This window comes from Candidatus Pelagisphaera phototrophica, assembly GCF_014529625.1.
Classification (GTDB): Bacteria; Verrucomicrobiota; Verrucomicrobiia; order Opitutales; family Opitutaceae; genus Pelagisphaera; species Pelagisphaera phototrophica.
On the sequence record NZ_CP076039.1, the window covers coordinates 2,309,151 to 2,327,865 of the forward strand.

The window sequence follows — 18,715 nt, forward strand, 5'->3', positions numbered from 1 at the left end:
AACCGGCGTGCCGGGCCGTCACGCCCTACCCTTCATCCGATCTACAAAATTTGAGACAATAATTGCGAAGTTTATTCCAATTTGCTAGGTGTATAGTTACCGAATCAGCTATTGCCCGTGAAATATCGCTTCAATCTCTTTAAAACCAAAGGTTTCTTATGATCATCGACCCTATATCGAGACGCAAATTCATCAAAACGACTGGTGCTGCCAGCGTTGCTTCCCTCCTCGTCGGAGCCCAGAACCTCCACGCTGCTGGAGCGAACGATAAAATTAGAATTGGCCTCATCGGACTGGGTGGTCGCGGCTGCAGAGCCGGCATCATCGACTGTGCGGAAGCGGATTCCAATATCGAGCTAGTCGCCATGGGGGACCTGTTTCCCGATCATCTCGAGGATGCCAAAGAGCGAATTCGCCAGAGCATGGCGAAGCGCAACCTTCCCTTCAAAGACATCTACAAGGTAACGACAGACACGATGTTCTCAGGCTTCGACGCTTACAAGAAGGTCATCGCCTGCGACGTCGATCTTATCATCCTCACCACTCCGCCCGTTTTCCGACCCCTCCACTTCAAGGCAGCGGTCGAGGCAGGCAAGCACGTCTTCATCGAAAAGCCGGTCGCTGTCGATCCAGTTGGAGTGCGAGACATCATCAATACATCCAAGCTCGCCGAAGCCAAAGGACTGACCGTAGTCGCGGGTACGCAAATGCGCAGAGCGCGGCACATCATGGCTGGGATTGAGCAGATTCGCGAAGGTGCCATGGGCGATATTCTGTCTGGACAATCAACTCGTATAGGCGGGGCCTTGTCTAACTGGCGCCAGAGCGAAGCGATCCGTTCTAAGAGTTGGTCCGATATGGAATGGCAGCTGCGCCGCTGGCTATTCACTACGTGGGGATCCGGAGACTTTATCGTGGAGCAGCACGTGCACAACCTTGACCTCGTTGACTGGGTCATGGGCTCGCATCCCGTCAAAGCGATCGGCACGGGTGGACGGCAAAACCGCACCGACTCTATATACCCCAATGTATGGGATCACGTGTCCGTTGAATACGAATACGCCAACGGAGCACGGGTCACACACATCGGATCTCAGATCGATGGGGTTAGCTCGAGAAACGATATGCGGATCGATGGCACTGAAGGACGCCTCTTTCTCAGCTTTGCCAAGGTCACCATTGAGGGTAAAAAGCCATTCAAATACGATGGTCCTAGACCCAACCCCGCCGTACAGGAATATAAAGATACGCTAGACGCGATTCGCTCCGGAAACACTATCAACGAAGGCAAACGAATCGCTCAAAGTACCATGACCGCCATTCTTGGCCGTATGGCCGCCTACACCGGTCGCAACCTTAGCTGGGACTGGGCCATGAACGCATCTAAACTGGACCTGACTCCTAAGGAATGGAAATTCGGAGACCATGCGATCGCGCCGGTGGCGGTACCCGGTGTAACAAAGTTGGTTTAGGGATAACAGTTTCGGCTAGCGCTGGGAAAAACATCGAGTACGGTAAAATTATGCCGTGTAGCAGATCGTGCCGTCAAGTTCCTAGAACATCGAGGGATTCTAAGGTAGCGGGCGAAGCGATCGGCTCCCCGGAGTCACAACACGCTTCAAGTTACTTACTCATAAAGAAAAAGTCGGATCGGCGGGCTTCACAAAGTTCCTCTCCGATAAAGGCTTGAGTCCAGGTCGGGATTGGCGACCTTGTTTTGGTTCCGCAACGCCTCTTTCCCTATGTTGTCCCTCCTCGATTCGATTATCGTCATCGCCTACTTTGTTATAGTAGTGTTAGTGGGTATCCGTTTCGGGCAAGAACGCGAATCGATGGAGTCGTATGTGGTCGGAAGCCGGCAGGTCCCTTGGCTCGCCGTGCTGGGATCGCTCATTGCCACCGAAATCAGTGCGGCCACTTTCCTAGGTACACCGGGAGTGGGCTACGCAGACAACCTCGGGTATCTGCAAATGGGGGTCGGATCGATTCTCGCTCGATTCGCGATCGCCTTTCTTTTTCTAGGAGCCTTCTACAAGCTCCGCTGCCTTTCTATATACGAGTACTTGGCGGACCGATTTGGGGGATCGAGCCACTACACCGCGGCCTGTTTCTTTTTGCTTTCACGAGTCATGGCCTCCTCTGTGCGACTCATGATTGCCTCGACCGGGCTTCACGTGATTCTAGGCCTTCCTTTCGGGTGGACCATGATTGGTTTCGCCACTCTGTGCCTCATTTACGCCGGCATCGGAGGCATCAAGGCAGTCATTTGGACCGACTGCATACAGGCTATCATCTTTCTTTCGGCAGGAGCCACCATGCTCTGGGTGCTTCACGATACCGTTGGCTGGTCTCAAATCCTTGAGGTAGGCGGAGAAACGGGACGGCTGGAAATTTTCCAATGGATTCCGGACGGTAGTTTCTGGACCGATAGCAATTGGTTTCTTCTAGCAGCTGTATTTGGATTTATCAATACGCTGGCCATGCAGGGTACGGACCATGACTTTACCCAGAGGATGCTGACTTGCAAAAACCTCGGGCAAGCTCGCAAGGGAATTATTCTAAGTGGATTCATTTCGCTTCCTGTCGCCGCCCTTTTTCTTCTCATCGGTGTGGGACTCTTCGCATACTACGCGCAGTTCCCCGATGCTTCCCTACCCCTCAAGATAGCGGGTGAAATCTCATCCGTCGATTCAGACAAGGTATTTCCACACTTTATCGGTACGGCCTTACCCAATGGGCTAAAAGGACTCCTCCTTTGCGGGGTCCTCGCTGCCGCCATGTCGAGCTTGGACAGCGCCCTCGCCGCTCTCAGTTCATCTATTGTAGTGGACCTGTATCGTCCCCTGCTTGGAAATACCGAGAACTCGCAGCGACATGTTTGGATCGCCCGCGGATTCATGGTGCTAATCGCAATCGTGCTCGTATCCATTGCTTGGAGCCTGCAAAATGGAGGCCAGTTCATTTGGCTGGCCTTCAAAATCGCGGGAGTCACCTACAGCGGCCTGCTCGGAGTGTTTCTCGTTGGACTTCTGACCAATAGAGGTAGCGACCGATGGAATCTGGTCGCCATGCTGGGCGGAAGCGTTTGCACAGCGACTCTCCTATTCCTCTCAGAATCCAAAGTCGTAGATCTGGCCTGGCAATGGCCCATGCTCTTCGGTGTTTCACTCACCTTCCTCGTTGGATCGCTACCCGGACGTCCGTTGCTGAAAAACAACGCCTCAAGTTCATAAGCCTTTTGTCCGGATTCTTGTTTGGGGCACCGCTTCGCTTGTCGGGCCTGCAGGGCAAATAGGTGCCCCTGCGAGCGAGAAGGTTTTTTAAGACTGACACCCTTCCATTTATTTCGAACCTTATTTCTGCTAATCGGAAACATGCAGGCGACAGCTTGCCCCGATAAGTCGGCGGACGACTGAGCAAAGCGAAGGAACTCGGCCGCATGGCGAAGATCAAATAACACATTTACTGATTCCCATTAACGCTTCGCTTATTGCATGTCCCCCGCAAATAAGCAACTCTAGAAATCAGGTTAATTCCATGACAGAAAAAAGTCAGCGATTGGAATTTAGCTAACAGCCCACCAACTTACACCTTCATCCTTAGAACATGCAACTCATCGCCTGCCAATACAACATCCAATGGGAAAACCGCGAAGCAAATTTCGACGCGATTCGAACACTTCTTTCGGAATACGAAATCAAACCGGGAGCGCTCATCGTTTTGCCGGAGATGTTCTCGAGTGGCTTTAGTATGAACGTCGCTCGCGTCGCGGAAGCCACCCCTTCCCTAACCGAAAGCTTTCTCGCCGAAATCGCTCAAGAATATGAGTCATGGACACTGGGTGGATTGGTTTACCAATTGGCGGACGGTAAAGGCAGCAATGAATTATCCGTATTCGATCCTTCCGGACATAGAATTGGGCACTATCAGAAAAACCACTGCTTCAGCTATACAGGCGAATCAGACCACTATGAGTCCGGTAAAGACATTCTCCTCTTCGACTGGCAGGGATTTAAAGTGTGCCCGGTTATTTGCTACGACCTCCGCTTCCCGGAACTATTTCGCAGGAGCGTCAAAGCCGGAGCGGATCTCTTCCCAGTGATCGCCAATTGGCCGGACTCGCGCGTTGATCACTGGGTCACCCTGTTGAAAGCTCGGGCGATTGAGAACCAAGCCTTTACCATCGGGGTCAATCGCGTCGGCAAAGATCCCAAATTCAACTATCCTGGACACTCAGTCATTTTCGATCCCCATGGAACGCAGCTAGCACTCGCTGGCATTGGCTCATGTTGTATCTCTGCAGACATCCATCCGCAAACTGCAACCGAATGGCGGGAAGAGTTTCGAGCCCTCGGAGACATGAAGATTTAGGAACCAAAGTCGCAAAAGTGACTGGGCAAGAAATAAGCGAACCTGTATCAAAATGGGCCCACTTAAATTAATATAAACTTGCTTTACGGGATATCCACTTCTATAATCTCGTCCAAACGGAGGAGTTTGAGATCGACCTAAGCCCATTCTCCGCCGAGTTTTCGCGTATTCCCCCACCCCATTTGGTAAAGTCTACTTTCGCTCACTACAAACTCGTGAAGACTATTCCTAGAAGCTACCAGCGACTGACTTTTCTTCTCGTTACACTATCAGCGATAGCTCTCTTTCCCTTCAAAATTTTTGCTCAGAGCGAGACACGTACCGTTGCCGTGACTCAGGTAACGGACAGGCTCACAGTCGACGGCGTTCTTGATGAAGCGATCTGGAAGGAAGTGCCTAAAATCGGGGAACTCGTTCAGCGCCAACCCGACACGGGCCAGGCTCCTACCGAGCGCACCGAAGCGACCCTTCTCTACGATGCCAACAATCTCTATATTGGAGTAGTCGCCTACGATTCAGAGCCCGACAAAGTCATCGGTACAGTCATGGAGTGAGACGGGTCCCTCAACTCTGACGACACACTGGAGATTGTTCTCGATACCTTTCGAGACCAGCGAAACGCATTCTACTTCGCTACCAACCCTGCGGGAGCCTTCGTTGACGGGCTAGCCTACGACAATGAAGACCTCAACACGGACTGGAACGCCATCTGGGAAGTCCGCACCAAACGCACCGACTTCGGCTGGGTAGCGGAAATCGCCATTCCCTTTAAAAGTCTCAATTTCCCGGCAGAATCAAGTGAATGGGGATTCAATCTGGAAAGAAACGTCATCCGCAAACAGGAGCAGTCACGCTGGAGCAGCGCTCGTTTGGAAACGGATTTTCTCCAGATTGCGGAAGCGGGGAAGATCACCAATCTTGAGGGTCTCAACCAAGGCATTGGACTTGACGTTCGTCCCTTCGTAGCTGCCAGCTGGCTTGATTCGGACACCTCGAGCGATGACGGTTTTGACGCTGAGCCGGGCGTGGACATCTCCTACAACATCACCCCTAGTCTTAAGCTCACCGGCACGATCAATACGGACTTTGGGGAAACTGAAGTTGACGAGAGACAGATCAATCTTGGGCGCTTTTCCATTCGCTTCCCTGAAAAACGATCCTTCTTTCTAGAGGATGCGGGTGTATTCGCATTTGCCAGTACAGGTCCCCAGTCCCCCGGAGGCACTCCTTCAGCGAGTGCGGACGTCTTCCCCTTTTTCAGCCGTAGAATTGGATTGGTGGGCGGTCAGGAGGTTCCGCTGGATGCCGGGGTCAAACTCACTGGAAAAGTCGGTCGCACAGAACTCGGTGTGCTCAATGTCCTAACCGGATCGACCTCGTTGGTTGACAGCGAGAACTTGATGGTGGGTAGGTTTAAGCAGAACATCTTCGAGCAGTCCTACATCGGAGGCATCTTTACCAACGGCAATTCTTCCTCCGGAGCGTCGGCAAGCACTTATGGAGTGGATGCCCGATTTGCCACCTCAGATTTCCTGGGCAACTCGCAGAACTTTGCCGTAAATGCCTATGCCGCTAAGAGCGACAACGGCGAGGACTCCGACCAAAATAAATCCTATGGTTTAACGGCCCATTTCCCCAATGACAAGTATGTGGGGGAAGCTGTGTATCGCGTTATCGAAGACGATTTCAACCCTGCCCTTGGCTTTGTCCAGAGGAACAATGTCCGGCTATACCGCGTTGGATTGAGCTACAATCCTCGACCGAAGAACTTCCTGGACATCCAGCAGATGTTTCACGACATTTTCTACACCGAATTTGAAAATCTCGACAATGGCATGGTGGAGAGTCGAGAGTTGCACATCACCCCCCTGGACTGGCATTTCAGATCGGGAGACTCGGTTCACGCCTTTGGCGACTATGACCGCACCTATGAACGGCTCTTTACGCCCTTCCAGATCTCCCCTGGCGTCATTCTCCAGCCGGGCGAGTACACTAATAATCGATATAAATTCACGTTCGCTTCCGCCCGAAAACGCCAGGTCACCGCTTTCGTCAGCGGTAGTGTCGGTGACTTCTGGTCTGGTACGGCCGAACAGGTTTCCGCCCTACTGACATACAAGCTACCCCCGAAATTCAACATCTCCCTCGCTGCTAACCAGACATTTGCTCATTTGCCAGAAGGCAACTTCATCACGCGAGTCATCACATCCAACATCGACTATGCCGTGTCCCCGTTTCTCTCCTTTACGAATCTGATTCAGTACGACAATCGCTCGCGCAACCTAGGTTGGCAGAGCCGCATGCGCTGGACTATTCAGCCCGGACGCGACCTTTTCCTCGTCTTCAATCAAGGCTGGATCCAGGACCCAATGGGTGGGTTCAGCTTCCAAGTGCAAGATACTAAAGTGTCTACAAAATTCCAGTACACATTTAGATTTTAGAAGGCACGCTTCATAGGCTATCGCCATGCGTGCGATCTAGCGACGCTTTAGTCCAGCCCAGCAGGAGATCAAATCCCTAAAGGAGACTCTCGTTTTGCTTGCCGCTCGGTGGATGGAGGATTTTCGTCCAAAGATGGATTTAAGATATGGCTGATTGGTGTATTCTTGGAACTCCCAACAGATTCAAACTTCGAAATATGAAATTTTACTTTGCAAGGCCCTCGCCATCATAAGTTTGGGCATTGACCGATTAGTAGCTTGTACATCGTGCTCGAGACGTTTGTAGTATTAAGATGCCTATGATGACTACTACTCGTTCTCGAATCTCATCCCTTATGCTTTCTGCATCGGCGTTGCTGATTGCACTCGCCTCGCCGCTCCAGGCCCAAAAGTCTTCCAAGCCGCTCAAGGTACTTCTGATTACCGGCGGTTGTTGCCATTCTTATGCGACGCAGAAGAATGTTATCAAGAAAGGTCTAGAAACTCGGGCAAATGTTGTGGTTGACCAAGTACACACGGACGACTCCAGCAACAACCCTCCACTCTCTATCTACCGCAACCCTAACTACGCCAAGGGCTACGACGTTGTCGTTCACGACGAATGCGCCGCTGGGATGGCCGATTTATCCGTTCTCAATGGTGTACTCGCTCCGCACAGAAATGGTATTCCGGGCGTGAACCTACACTGTGCTATGCACAGTTACCGGGTAGGCAATCACAGAATGCCCGCAGAACCTGGCACCGACGACAATCTCTGGTTCGACTACCTTGGGATTCAGTCCAGCGGTCACGGCCCCAAGGAACCGATCGCGATTAGCTTTACCAACACGGAGCATCCAATCACCAAGACGCTTGAGGATTGGGCAACCATCGAGGAAGAGCTCTACAATAATGTTCAGGTCTTCCCTACTGCGAAAGCGCTCGCGAAAGGATTTCAATTCCAACCTAAGCGCTCGGCTAAGAACGGGAACGTGATCGCGGCAAAGAACGACGAAGCAGTGGTGGTCTGGACCAACGAGTACCACGGCACACGGGTTTTCAGTACTACCATCGGACACTTTGACGAAACGGTTGCGGATGAACGCTACTTAGATCTCGTAACCCGAGGGCTGCTCTGGTCCTGCAATAAGCTCAACGACAACTACCTAAAGTAGAGGTCGGTTGCCCGTGTGCAATAATCGAAATTCTTCAAAGGGTACGCTTCGCGAGATCATAGTGATGCCAATTTATACGCATTTCGTTAAAACGACTGGTCAATATAGCTTACTAAACCCTTCCACTCCCTGCACTACACCATTAATTTTCCGCAAATCGAATTAACATTGATACAGTCTCATCCCTCTACGCCCAATGGCTTCAAGCAATTCGAGCCATAATTTTGCTAGAGCGTTTGCACTGACAATGAGGATGCCACCATCAACCTAGCCAGCTCACTAATTTAAAACGGCACCTTAGCACTCATAACCGGATTGTATTAGAGGCATAGCAATCGTTCCGCATTTCCGACGCTACAGCCGCTGCTAACCAGATGATCAAGAGCGGAGTGAAAACCTCGTAAGTCCTCCTCTTGACTCGATTCAATCTGCTGTCATGCCAGAGTATCAAAAAGAGGGCGGCAGCGTCTTTATCTGAATAAAATAAATCCTAATATGAAAATTTTTAATTCCATAATTATTACAATCTGCCTCCTACTCCTGTCTGCCTGTTCTACAAGCAACGAATCAGAGGGCTGGAACGATCTTTCAGGGAGTTTCGACGCTTGGAATCAGATGGGAGACGGTAATTGGCGCATCGAGGACGGCCTATTTGTTGTCGATTCGGGAACCGGCCAACTCGTCACGAAGCAGAGCTTCGCCAATTTTCAAATTCAGCTCGAATTCTGGACCGATGAAGGAGCTAATAGCGGCATCTTTATTCGTGCATCCGACCCGAAGAACATCACCGACACGAACGCCTACGAAGTGAATATTTTTGATACGCGACCCGATCAGACCTATCGCACTGGAGGCGTCGTGAATCATGCCGCTCCGTCAGAAATTATCAATACGCCCAATCAGTGGAATACCTATGACATTACGGCGGACGGAGATAAGTTCACCGTAATCTTGAATGGAGTGACCACAGCGGAATTCATAGACGACACCCATAGCAGTGGACCGTTCACTCTTCAATGCGCAGGGGGCACCCTCAAATTCCGCAATGTGCGTGTGCGGGAGCTTTGATGGTAAATTGATGGTTTTTAAATGGGATACGCTTTGCTAAATGCTGGTTCGATATCGAGCCAGCATCATGAGTCGTGAAGCGACTTAGTATCAGGTAACCACTGAAGGAGCGGTTGTACACCGCGATAACTTCCCTTTCAATCGTGGTGCAAAACACCTCCTACGTGTCGCTAGTGATAGTTCTATCCTGGATACTCAGAAATGTAGATGGCCTTGGTTTGAAGGTAGTCTCGCAAGGTGTCTGCGCAGCTGACACCACCCCCAGGGCCACCCGAAATTCCTTGTCCTGCATACGGAATTCCGTCCGCTACGGTGTTGTGGCAATTGACCTGACCCGTACCATCCCTGAACTGCTTGGCGATTCGCTGTCCCAATTCGAGATCCTTTGTCCAGACACTTGAACCTAACCCATACAACGTGTTGTTAGCAAACTGCAATGCTTGTTCTACTGAATCGACCGGCTGTACATTGACGAAGGCATGAAAGACCTCAGAGGGATTGCAATTTGAGCCAGCAGGCGACCGGAGCAAAGTCGGCTTCAGGTAATATCCATCGTGTCCAGGAACCAAAGTATGCCCCCCCTCGAGAATTGCGTCGGCTCCTTTGGCTTTGGCAAAGGCGATTCCTTCCATTATCCGCTGTGGCTGACGCGAATTTATGACGGGCCCCAACTGGGTTCCCCTCTCCGCCTGATTACCGATGACCAGCTCCTTGAAGAAAACTTCTGAGGCTTGTAGAAAATCGTCGAATACCGAGCGTTCCGCGAAGACACGATGAATCGTCGAGCATGTCTGCCCATAGTGCTGATTGACGTTTCGCCCAATCATGCGAGCGACCAGCTCCGGATCGGCATCTGCGCAAACAATAGCCGATCCATTTCCGCCCATTTCCCGCTTTACCCGCGTGCCATGCTTATCCGCGGCTTGGAGGATGGCCTGTCCCACACCCGGCGACCCGGTAAACGAGATATAGCGTATCCCTGGGTGCTCTGAAATGAATTTTCCGGTCAATTCACCTCGCCCGGGAAGTACGTTGATAACTCCGGCTGGAAATCCCGCTTCCTCCGCCAACTTTGCCAAATAGAGGGCGCTGAGAGGGGTTTCTTCGCTCGGCTTTATAATGATGCAATTTCCTGCCATCAGGGCGGGCATCATAAACCAAGCCGTAAGCACTACCGGGTAATTCCAGGGAATTATTCCCGCGACGACACCCCATGGTTCTACGTGTGTATAGGCATTCATACTCTTGCCGACAAGTGTAACTTCGCTGTCGCCGAATAACGCCTTCCGAGCAATGCCTACGAAATACTCGGCTGATCCACGTACTACACCCATGTCGCCCTCGGCTAGTTCGGACACCTTGCCTCCGTTTAAGATCTCACAAGCTAGGAACACATCCTTATCACGCTCGAAAAGCTCGACCAACTTGAGAATGAGAGCGGCTCTCTCTTCTACTGAAGTGTTTTTCCAGCCTCTATGGTAGGCCTGGTATCCACACTCAACTGCCAAGTTCACTTCGTCATACCCCATCTCCGCGACGCGGGCTAGCACCTCTTTTGTCCCGGGATTAATAACGTCGATCGCGGCATTCATAGAGCCGGGTACTCGCTTTCCGCCAATAATGCTGTCAAGGGGTTGCCCTCCGTTTGAGCAAAAGTTGACGAATGCGTCGGGCGGGGAAAAGTCTTCCGCCGTAAAGGCCTGAATATCGGTGGGGTTAAGTGCAGCTGTGGACATAGATTTTGCCTCCTAATGATTAAACTATGATTTGATTGGTCTCTCGTCTAAGTTATCGTAGAAGATGATTTTTCCGCAAACCTAAAACCGCTATTATCGACCACCGCAGCAATGATTTCCGAAATCACTGGTGCTATCGAGCAATCGCCGTCTGGATACTGGCGTCCCGCTAGTCTGGACAACACCGAGTATGCCAGGGTTTGTTTACCTCACATTGCTTTCCAACAGCGCTCAAGTGGTAATGGTTCCGCTTTTGGCGGGAGGATAGTGGTGGATAAAGGCCCGCGGGAAATACATAGGAGAGCAATACAAGAATCGCTGGTGGGATAACCTTCTGATGCAGGTTCTTTTTATCCTCGCCCTCTGGGGCGGCGATGGAGCGGTGAAGTCCGTATACCAGATGTTGGTATCGTAGGTGGTCGAGCAAGAGGAGTCACAAGGGATTCGTTTTAACGGGATCCGCTGCACTGCAGGATGACTCGTGTTCGGGCCAGCAGGACGAGATGTGGAATTATTCAGCCCCTGTCACTCATCTGCAGAATACCACTCAATTTGCGGCATCCCACTAGTGGGGGGAGGTGGCCAGTGGGCACCTCGCATGCTGGTCAAACTTCGGTTAGGCCCTGGCTTAAAAGGCTGATCTTTAACTCCCACTAATACTCCGTCTTCTATCCACGATTCGTCTTCTCCGTACAATTGGCTGATGAGCCGCTCAATTAGCTTTTCCAGTATATCCACATGCTCGATCGACTCCGAGAGGTCTACCAATTCATTGGGGTCCTCTTTCAGATCAAACAAGAGCCGTCGGTTTCCCGTACCGTAGTAAATCAATTTGTAGCGACCATCATGTATCATCCGAGTGGCACGAGGCCCTTCATCCACTTCCCCGTAAAACCACTCTCGCTTTTCTTCGCCCACCATCGAGATTCCATCTACGGTTTCTGGGATTTCAATATCGGCCAAATCGAGCAATGTCGGCATCACATCCTGCCAACCAACGAGACGGTCATCGATACGGTGATGCCCCACTCTTTTGTCCCCTTTGACACCCATGAGAAGCATCGGAATATTGGCTGAGTTCTCGTAAAATAAGCGCTTTGCCCACATGTTGTGATTCCCTAGCATGTCTCCATGGTCCGATGTAAAACAGATGACCGTGTTATCTAGCAGTCCTTCCTCTCGAAGCGTGCCAATTATGACCCTAAGCTGATGGTCGATTTGCGTACATAGCGCATAGAACGCCAGTCTCGCACCTCGAATTTGCTCCGTGGAGAACTTGCTCCCTCGGTCAAAATCCACTTGGAGGCTGAAGCATGGGTTCTCCTCCTGAGTCCAGGCTCCCGTGTAAGGCATGTCGATTTCAATTCCCATATCCCGGTAAAGGTCGATATAGCTCTGCAAAGGGAGTAGCGGCGGATGTGGATGCCGAAAGGACAAGTACCAAAACGCCGGCTTTTCCGGGTCCCTCCGCTTGATGACGCGGCACATTTGGTTCGCCGCCCAATTGGTAGCGTGCGTTTCTTCGGGCAGGAACCATGGGCGGTAGCTGTATTCATTATTACTCATCCCATGCTCAAAAAACCGCCCTGCATATCCCTGGTCGCCGAGGAACAACTCATAGTCGTCTACCACACCGTAGACTTGCCGCCCCTCCTCATCCAGGATGACATCGTCAAAGCCGATACGATTACGCTGAGGGTAAACATGCAGCTTTCCCACGGCGTAAGTTTGGTAGCCGGCCCCCTTAAAGGTCTCTGCCATAGTCGGTAGGTCGGGCATCGGGAGCGTTTCCTGAAAGACGCGATCTCCATGCGTTCGCGGCGTTGTTCCCGTCATAAGTGTGCGGCGTGCCGGTATGCAAACCGGACACTCTGCATATGTATTGGTAAAACGAGTACCATTTGCCGCCAATTGATCAAGGGTGGGCGTCTGAATCGAAGGATGACCGGCACATCCTAGCAAAGATGCTGGCCAGTGGTCAGTAGAGATAAGAAGAACGTTAGGTTTTTCAGGCATGGGACAGGCGTCTGGAAAGGGAAGACTGAGGCAACCCCATCCACACTGTCAAACCACTGAGTGATCAGTCTGAAGGAAAAGGTAGCTTCCCGCGATTTGGATGAGTAGGAGAGGTTTCACACCGCGGTTGAATTACGTTTTACCGCGGGCACGAAAACCACTCCTCTCCGCGGCCCATGCCGATCGAACTGAGGCGCCCGGCCCGACTTACACCGGCGAAGCACGGCAGTGACGGGAGGTCCTAGCCTCGCCAAATTTACCCACTAGCCAAAAATATCCACTGACTCTACTCGTGTCTCAGGGCATCTATCGGATCGAGCCTTGAAGCCATGAAAGCGGGATACAGACCGAAGACGATTCCTATCAATGCCGACACACCTAGCGATACGGCGATGATCCAGGACTTTACGATCGTCGTCATACCGAACTTTGCCTGCACAATGTCGCATACACCATAGGCCAATGCGATACCGATGGCTCCTCCCGCCACACTAAGCACGACCGCCTCGATAAGAAACTGAATCAGCACATCTGTACTGCGGGCACCGACGGCAACACGAATACCGATTTCCCGAGTACGCTCAGTCAACGAAGCCAACATGATATTCAAGATGCCGACTCCACCCACCAATAGCGAAACCGCGGCCACTACTGTTAGGAAAGTGGTCATGGTTTCCGTGGTTGAGGTAAAGGCCTCAGTCAGTTCCGATTGACTGCGAACACTGAAGTCGTCTTCTTGCCCATTCATGAGCTTGTGGGCTTGTCGCAAGGTTTGCTCGAGTTCCTCCTTGGCGGAATCCATAGCGTCTACGCTTATCGCGCTAGCATAAATCTGACTAACGTACTGAGAATCTCCACGCAGCCTAAAAGCGGCAGATGTCAGAGGCACTAGTACTGTATCATCCTGGTCCTGTCCTCCAGAACTTTGACCCTTAGCTTTCAACACTCCTATGATTTTGAAAGGAGTTTGCTGAATGCGGACGGTCTGCCCAATGGGATTGCCCCCTCCGTACATATTCTCAATCACCGAAGCGCCTAGTACCGCGACTTTGTTCTTGGCCCGCATATCACGCTCGGTGAGCATCACTCCGTCCTCGATTTCCCAACCCATTTCTACGCAATTGAATCAAATTGCTTGGCAATATCCTCAGACGCCCCTTTGAGTCTGTTGCTCCAGCAGGGCGCCTCCCAAGATCAAGCCCCAGCCCGAGACCTTTTTCATTCGACACTCCATTCACAAAAAATGAAAATACTCTCCTTTACATCGAAACAGATGCGTTATCGCTCCCTCATTTCCCCCAAGTCGGATTTCTTTCTGCCTGAGTTCAAAGTCGCTCTCATCTTCGGAGCTTCGTCTTTGAACCTTTTCGCATTGGATGCGACACCGGAACAGGTAGAGTTTTTCGAAAACAAGATTCGCCCAGTACTGGCGGAAAGTTGCTACGAGTGCCACAATAGCGTCAACAAGGCCAAGGCCGGGCTGGCTTTAGACTATCGAGGTGCCCTCCTTGCAGGCAGCGAAAACGGTAGCATCATCGAGCTAGGGAAACCCGAAGACAGTGTCTTGATCTGGGCCATTCGCCACGAAGATGACTTGGAAATGCCTGAAAACGCTCCTAAACTCGACGACCGTGTCATCGCCGACTTTGAGGAATGGATACGCATGGGAGCCCCGGATCCCCGTGATAAAAAGCCAACCCAACTTGACCTAGACAATGCCGTCGCTTGGGATACGCTGCTTGAAAAACGCAGTAACTGGTGGTCTTTTCAGCCGCTCAAAAAGACAACTCCTCCTAGGGTTTCAATTCCGGATTGGAATCAAAGCCCCATTGACCAGTTCCTATTCGCATCGCTTTCGGGGAAAGGGCTGAGGCCCCAAGAGCAGGCTAGTCCAGAAACGCTGGTTCGCCGCCTGCATCTGGTACTCACTGGGCTTCCTCCAAAGATCGAAGTAGTAAAACAGTTTACGGCAGACCCCAGTGAAAAGGCCTATCGGGATCTCGTGGATACGCTTCTCGCGTCCGAGGAATTCGGCGAGCGCTGGGCTCGCCATTGGATGGACTGGTATCGTTATGCGGAATCACATGGGAGTGAGGGAGACCCCAATCTTCCCTACGCATCCGCTTATCGTGACTACCTCATTCGAGCACTCAATGCCGATGTTCCCTACGACCAACTACTAACGGAGCACGTAGCGGGCGACCTCTTGAAAAAGCCTCGCATCAACCAGGAACTCGGTATCAATGAATCGGCTATCGGGCCCGCTCACTTTCGCATGGTGCCTTACGGATTCGGTGTGGTCGATGCCTATCAGGAACAGATCACCAATACCGAAAATCAGATCGACGTTCTATCGAAGGCCATGCTCGGCATTACCGTCTCCTGTGCCCGTTGTCACAACCACAAGTTCGACCCGATTAGCCAGAATGACTTTTACCGGCTTTACGGCATTATGGTGAGCAACCGTCCTGGCTCGCTCAATATCGATACGCGGGAAAAACAAGAGATAAACAAAAAGGAACTGGAGAAACTGAAACCCGGTATCCGAAGATCCATGGCGAATTTCTGGCTGGAGAATGTAGATGTCGCCGTCGACAAACTAGCCACTTTCAATTTCGCCGAGACGGAGGAAGAAAAGGGAATCCATGCCGACCTGAAGCTTCCTGCAAGGAGACGGAAATTGGCGCTGCCTACCGATCCGGAACGCCTAAACCAGTTATTGCTGAAACGAGAGATCGACCAAGTGGGAGAATATCACCCATTGGCTCCGATGAAACTGTGGAAAGAGCTGCCCAGCAAAGATTTCAACGAGAAATGGAATCACCAAGCGATGGAGCACCAGGCGGCGCTCGATACATACGAGGCCGCAAAAAAGAACGCCACCTTCTACGCCGATCTTCGGGACCAGAAAACCCTGGATCGCTGGTATCGCAGCGGAAACGGACTCGGTCCCAAGGTCAGTCCCGCGGGATCATTCTCCGTCGCGGGTGAGGGAGTCTATGCGATATCCGGGATTTATCCGCGGGGCGTCTACAGTCATTTGACCTCCGACAAGCATAATGGTACTCTGGCCTCTCCCAACCATATTGCAAAGGGTGAAAAGAGCTACCTGCGAGCTACGGGTCTCAACGGAGCGATCCGCATGTCTGCACGGAACTATCCCCTAGAGCAGGGACTGCATCCCTACAAGAGGGCAGAAACAGGAATCTCGCAATGGTACCCGCTGAGAAAATACAAGTTCTGGAATGGAGAACAAATCCACTACCAGATTTCGACCATTGGCGACAAACCGGTCAATGCATCAGAGGGCCGTTCCTGGTTTGGAGTGACTGAAGTGATAGGCGGAGACTTCAAGGTCAAGGAACTAGGAGTTCCTCTATATACAGTGCTCCCAAATGGTTCCGGTCTTAGAGAGCCGAATTCTCTTCTAGCAATTTACAAAAGGACCCTCCGGGCATCCATCATAGCTTGGAAACGCAGACAAATCACCAATGCCCAGGCCGAATTTTTGAGTGCCTTCGTACGGTTCGACCTCCTGCCCAATCGACTTGAATCCTTGCCTGCTCAACAACGTGGACTAGTCTCTCAATACCGCAATCTGGAAGGCGAAATCCCCTTCCCGACTCGAGCACCCGCTCTCCTGAAGGGCGATGTCATAGATCAGCCACTACTCATTCGCGGTGACTACAAAAAGCCCGGTGATGCGGTGCCGAGGCAATTTCTGGAAGCATTCGACAACAGGCCCTATAGTAACGAAGACTCGGGACGGCTTGAGCTCGCACAAGACATAGCCGGCAAGGCGAACACCCTTAAATCGCGCGTTCTGCTCAACCGACTTTGGCACTATGTCTTTGGACAAGGCATTGTTTCCACAACCGACAATTTTGGCCGACTGGGCAAAAAGCCCGCCCATCCGGAACTGCTTGACTACCTTGCTTTGGATTTCGAAAAAAACGGTTGGTCGATCAAAACAGCACTTCGAAACATGGTTGCCAGCCGTGCCTTTCGATCGGGAAGTCTCGCTCCTGATGAAGCGAACAAAAAAGATCCTAACAACCAATTCTTGTCTTATTACGCACCTCGTCGGCTGGATGCGGAAGCGATTATGGACTCGATCAACAGCCTTGCCCAAAAAGATTACGAGCGGGGCGTCTACAAGATGTCTAAACGAAACCAGTTGGACCCCTTTCTCTCGACATTCAATTTCCCAATTCCAACGACGACCGTGAGCCGTCGAGACAGCACAAGTGTCCCTGCCCAAGCGTTGAGCATGATGAACGGGCCGTTTATTCAGGAATCCGCCAAGAGTTGGGCCGAAAGAGTCGATTCACAGTTAAGCGAATCTAGCTTCGATCAAAAACTGGAAACTCTTTTTCTAGGAGCCTACGCCCGGACTCCGAGCAAATCTGAACATGAAACCCTGGAAGCCTACCGTAAGAGCATCAATGATCCCAATACCGCCCTTGAGCGCATCGCCTTCACCCTTTTGAATACGAAGGAGTTTATCTATGTCTATTAATCTCCAGAATCGTCGTGAATTCCTGAACCTGACTTCAAAGGGAGTGGCCGCCCTAACTTTGTCGAGTCTCATCAACTCAGCGTCCGGGAAAAGCCCCTACATTCCCACGCGTCACCATGCTGCCAAAGCTAAGTCTGTGATTTTTCTCTACATGTCGGGGGGCGTATCCCACGTGGATTCCTTTGACCCGAAACCCCTTCTGCGGGAAATGCACGGTCAACCGATGCCGGTAGATGTAGAGCGAACTCAATTTGACCAGGTTGGCAACATCATGGGATCTTTTTGGGATCACAAGAAATATGGCCAGTCCGGCATCGAGATGACTAACCTCTTCCCTAACATCGCCGAACATGCCGACGAAATGGCGGTGATCCGGTCTTTGACTGCCAATTTCAGCGAACACGCCCAAGGCAACTTCTTCATCCATTCAGGCTTTCCTTTCCTCGGCCATCCAAGTGCCGGAGCTTGGGTCAATTATGGTTTGGGTACAGAAAACAAAAACTTGCCTGGATACGTCGTACTACAATCCGAACACTCCGGCACCCCTCATGGAGGCGTGAGCATTTTTGGAAACGCTTTTTTGCCCGCCACAAATGGCGGTTCTATTTTCAACGTTTCCGGCAGTCGAGCGGTTCCTAACATTCAGCCTGCCATGCTTGACCATGAGCAACGTAAAGCCCTCGAAATCATTAAAACGCTAGATGCGGGATTTGCTCAGCGCACCGCGGCGAAGGATGCGGTTATGGCCTCTATCGAGAACGCAGAGACTGCCTACCTAATGCAGCAAGCCGTTCCAGAGCTCACAGACATTTCCGAAGAGCCTCAGTCATTGCTGGATGAATACGGAGTACATGATCCTGTCTGGTACAAATCGGAATACGCCCGGCAATGCCTCATGGCGCGACGCCTAGTCGAGAGAGGTGTTCGGTTTGTTGAGCTCTCCTGCTGCCCCTTCGAGAAAGGTGTGCAAAAAGCCAATCCATGGGATCAGCACAACAAAATCGAAATCGGACACGGGGCGATGGCTTCCCAGGTCGACAAGCCAATCGCAGCCCTCCTCACCGACCTAAAAAATCGTGGGCTAATTGATGAAACCCTTGTCGTTTTCACTGGAGAATTTGGCCGTAATCCCTTCGCCCAAGGAATCGGTCGTGACCACAACCCCCAAGGATTCAGCGCTTGGATGGCAGGCGGAGGCACAAGTGGTGGCACCGTTTATGGGGCGACAGACGAGCTTGGCTACTACGCCACCGAGAACGTATCCAATATTTACGAACTATGGGCCACTGTGCTCCACTTGCTCGGCGTCAATCACGAAAAACTCACTTTCCAGCATGGTGGCAGAAATCTCCGACTGACCGATGTACACGGAAAGGTCTGGTCCGATATTATCGCTTGATGAATCAGTCT

12 protein-coding genes are annotated in these 18,715 nt (G+C 51.6%); 9 read left to right on the plus strand and 3 right to left on the minus strand.

Going from position 1 to position 18,715, the window contains the following annotated elements:
* The first annotated feature begins 158 nt into the window (after positions 1-158).
* From GA004_RS09890 to GA004_RS09920, 7 genes are all read left to right on the plus strand, one after another.
* Positions 159-1,472: a Gfo/Idh/MocA family protein gene (locus GA004_RS09890; RefSeq protein ID WP_283393695.1), complete on the plus strand. Its 1,314-nt coding sequence runs from the start codon at positions 159-161 to the stop codon at positions 1,470-1,472.
* Between the two features lie 270 nt (positions 1,473-1,742).
* Positions 1,743-3,233 (plus strand): sodium:solute symporter family transporter, encoded by a 1,491-nt coding sequence (locus GA004_RS09895; RefSeq protein WP_283393696.1) that lies wholly within the window; start codon positions 1,743-1,745, stop codon positions 3,231-3,233.
* 373 nt (positions 3,234-3,606) lie between these two features.
* Positions 3,607-4,371 carry a nitrilase-related carbon-nitrogen hydrolase gene (locus GA004_RS09900; protein ID WP_283393697.1) on the plus strand — a complete coding sequence of 255 codons (765 nt, stop codon included), beginning with the start codon at positions 3,607-3,609 and terminating at the stop codon, positions 4,369-4,371.
* 182 nt (positions 4,372-4,553) lie between these two features.
* Positions 4,554-4,925 carry a DOMON domain-containing protein gene (locus GA004_RS09905; protein WP_283393698.1) on the plus strand — a complete coding sequence of 124 codons (372 nt, stop codon included), beginning with the start codon at positions 4,554-4,556 and terminating at the stop codon, positions 4,923-4,925.
* A gap of 315 nt (positions 4,926-5,240) precedes the next feature.
* Entirely contained in the window at positions 5,241-6,812 is a 1,572-nt protein-coding gene (locus GA004_RS09910) for a DUF5916 domain-containing protein (RefSeq protein ID WP_283393699.1), read from the plus strand.
* Between the two features lie 335 nt (positions 6,813-7,147).
* Positions 7,148-7,966, plus strand: a complete 819-nt coding sequence (locus GA004_RS09915) for a ThuA domain-containing protein (RefSeq protein ID WP_283393700.1) — start codon at positions 7,148-7,150, stop codon at positions 7,964-7,966.
* A gap of 495 nt (positions 7,967-8,461) precedes the next feature.
* A complete protein-coding gene (locus GA004_RS09920; RefSeq protein ID WP_283393701.1) occupies positions 8,462-9,034 on the plus strand; it encodes a 3-keto-disaccharide hydrolase in 573 nt (190 codons plus the stop codon).
* Between the two features lie 182 nt (positions 9,035-9,216).
* Here the strand turns inward: GA004_RS09920 and GA004_RS09925 are convergent, their stop codons facing one another.
* From GA004_RS09925 to GA004_RS09935, 3 genes are all read right to left on the minus strand, one after another.
* The gene (locus tag GA004_RS09925) at positions 9,217-10,770 is read right to left on the minus strand and encodes an aldehyde dehydrogenase family protein (RefSeq protein WP_283393702.1); all 1,554 of its coding nucleotides are present in this window, start codon (positions 10,768-10,770) and stop codon (positions 9,217-9,219) included.
* Between the two features lie 525 nt (positions 10,771-11,295).
* Positions 11,296-12,786: a sulfatase-like hydrolase/transferase gene (locus GA004_RS09930; protein ID WP_283393703.1), complete on the minus strand. Its 1,491-nt coding sequence runs from the start codon at positions 12,784-12,786 to the stop codon at positions 11,296-11,298.
* Between the two features lie 286 nt (positions 12,787-13,072).
* A complete protein-coding gene (locus GA004_RS09935; protein ID WP_283393704.1) occupies positions 13,073-13,897 on the minus strand; it encodes an ABC transporter permease in 825 nt (274 codons plus the stop codon).
* A 132-nt stretch (positions 13,898-14,029) separates the two neighbouring features.
* On the opposite strand from GA004_RS09935, the gene GA004_RS09940 reads away from it, so the two are divergent.
* Both GA004_RS09940 and GA004_RS09945 read left to right on the plus strand, forming a co-directional pair.
* Positions 14,030-17,305 carry a PSD1 and planctomycete cytochrome C domain-containing protein gene (locus GA004_RS09940; RefSeq protein ID WP_283393705.1) on the plus strand — a complete coding sequence of 1,092 codons (3,276 nt, stop codon included), beginning with the start codon at positions 14,030-14,032 and terminating at the stop codon, positions 17,303-17,305.
* Positions 17,295-18,704, plus strand: a complete 1,410-nt coding sequence (locus GA004_RS09945; protein ID WP_283393706.1) for a DUF1501 domain-containing protein — start codon at positions 17,295-17,297, stop codon at positions 18,702-18,704. Before GA004_RS09940 ends, GA004_RS09945 begins: the two co-directional genes overlap by 11 nt.
* Positions 18,705-18,715 lie beyond the last annotated feature (11 nt).

Bases quoted from the DNA above. Each gene is read 5' to 3' on its own strand.
- GA004_RS09940 (WP_283393705.1), top strand. From the start codon at position 14,030: ATGAAAATACTCTCCTTTACATCGAAACAGATGCGTTATCGCTCCCTC.
- GA004_RS09915 (WP_283393700.1), top strand. From the start codon at position 7,148: ATGCTTTCTGCATCGGCGTTGCTGATTGCACTCGCCTCGCCGCTCCAG.
- GA004_RS09895 (WP_283393696.1), top strand. From the start codon at position 1,743: ATGTTGTCCCTCCTCGATTCGATTATCGTCATCGCCTACTTTGTTATA.
- GA004_RS09935 (WP_283393704.1), bottom strand. From the start codon at position 13,897: ATGGGTTGGGAAATCGAGGACGGAGTGATGCTCACCGAGCGTGATATG.
- GA004_RS09925 (WP_283393702.1), bottom strand. From the start codon at position 10,770: ATGTCCACAGCTGCACTTAACCCCACCGATATTCAGGCCTTTACGGCG.
- GA004_RS09930 (WP_283393703.1), bottom strand. From the start codon at position 12,786: ATGCCTGAAAAACCTAACGTTCTTCTTATCTCTACTGACCACTGGCCA.
- GA004_RS09945 (WP_283393706.1), top strand. From the start codon at position 17,295: ATGTCTATTAATCTCCAGAATCGTCGTGAATTCCTGAACCTGACTTCA.
- GA004_RS09900 (WP_283393697.1), top strand. From the start codon at position 3,607: ATGCAACTCATCGCCTGCCAATACAACATCCAATGGGAAAACCGCGAA.
- GA004_RS09890 (WP_283393695.1), top strand. From the start codon at position 159: ATGATCATCGACCCTATATCGAGACGCAAATTCATCAAAACGACTGGT.
- GA004_RS09920 (WP_283393701.1), top strand. From the start codon at position 8,462: ATGAAAATTTTTAATTCCATAATTATTACAATCTGCCTCCTACTCCTG.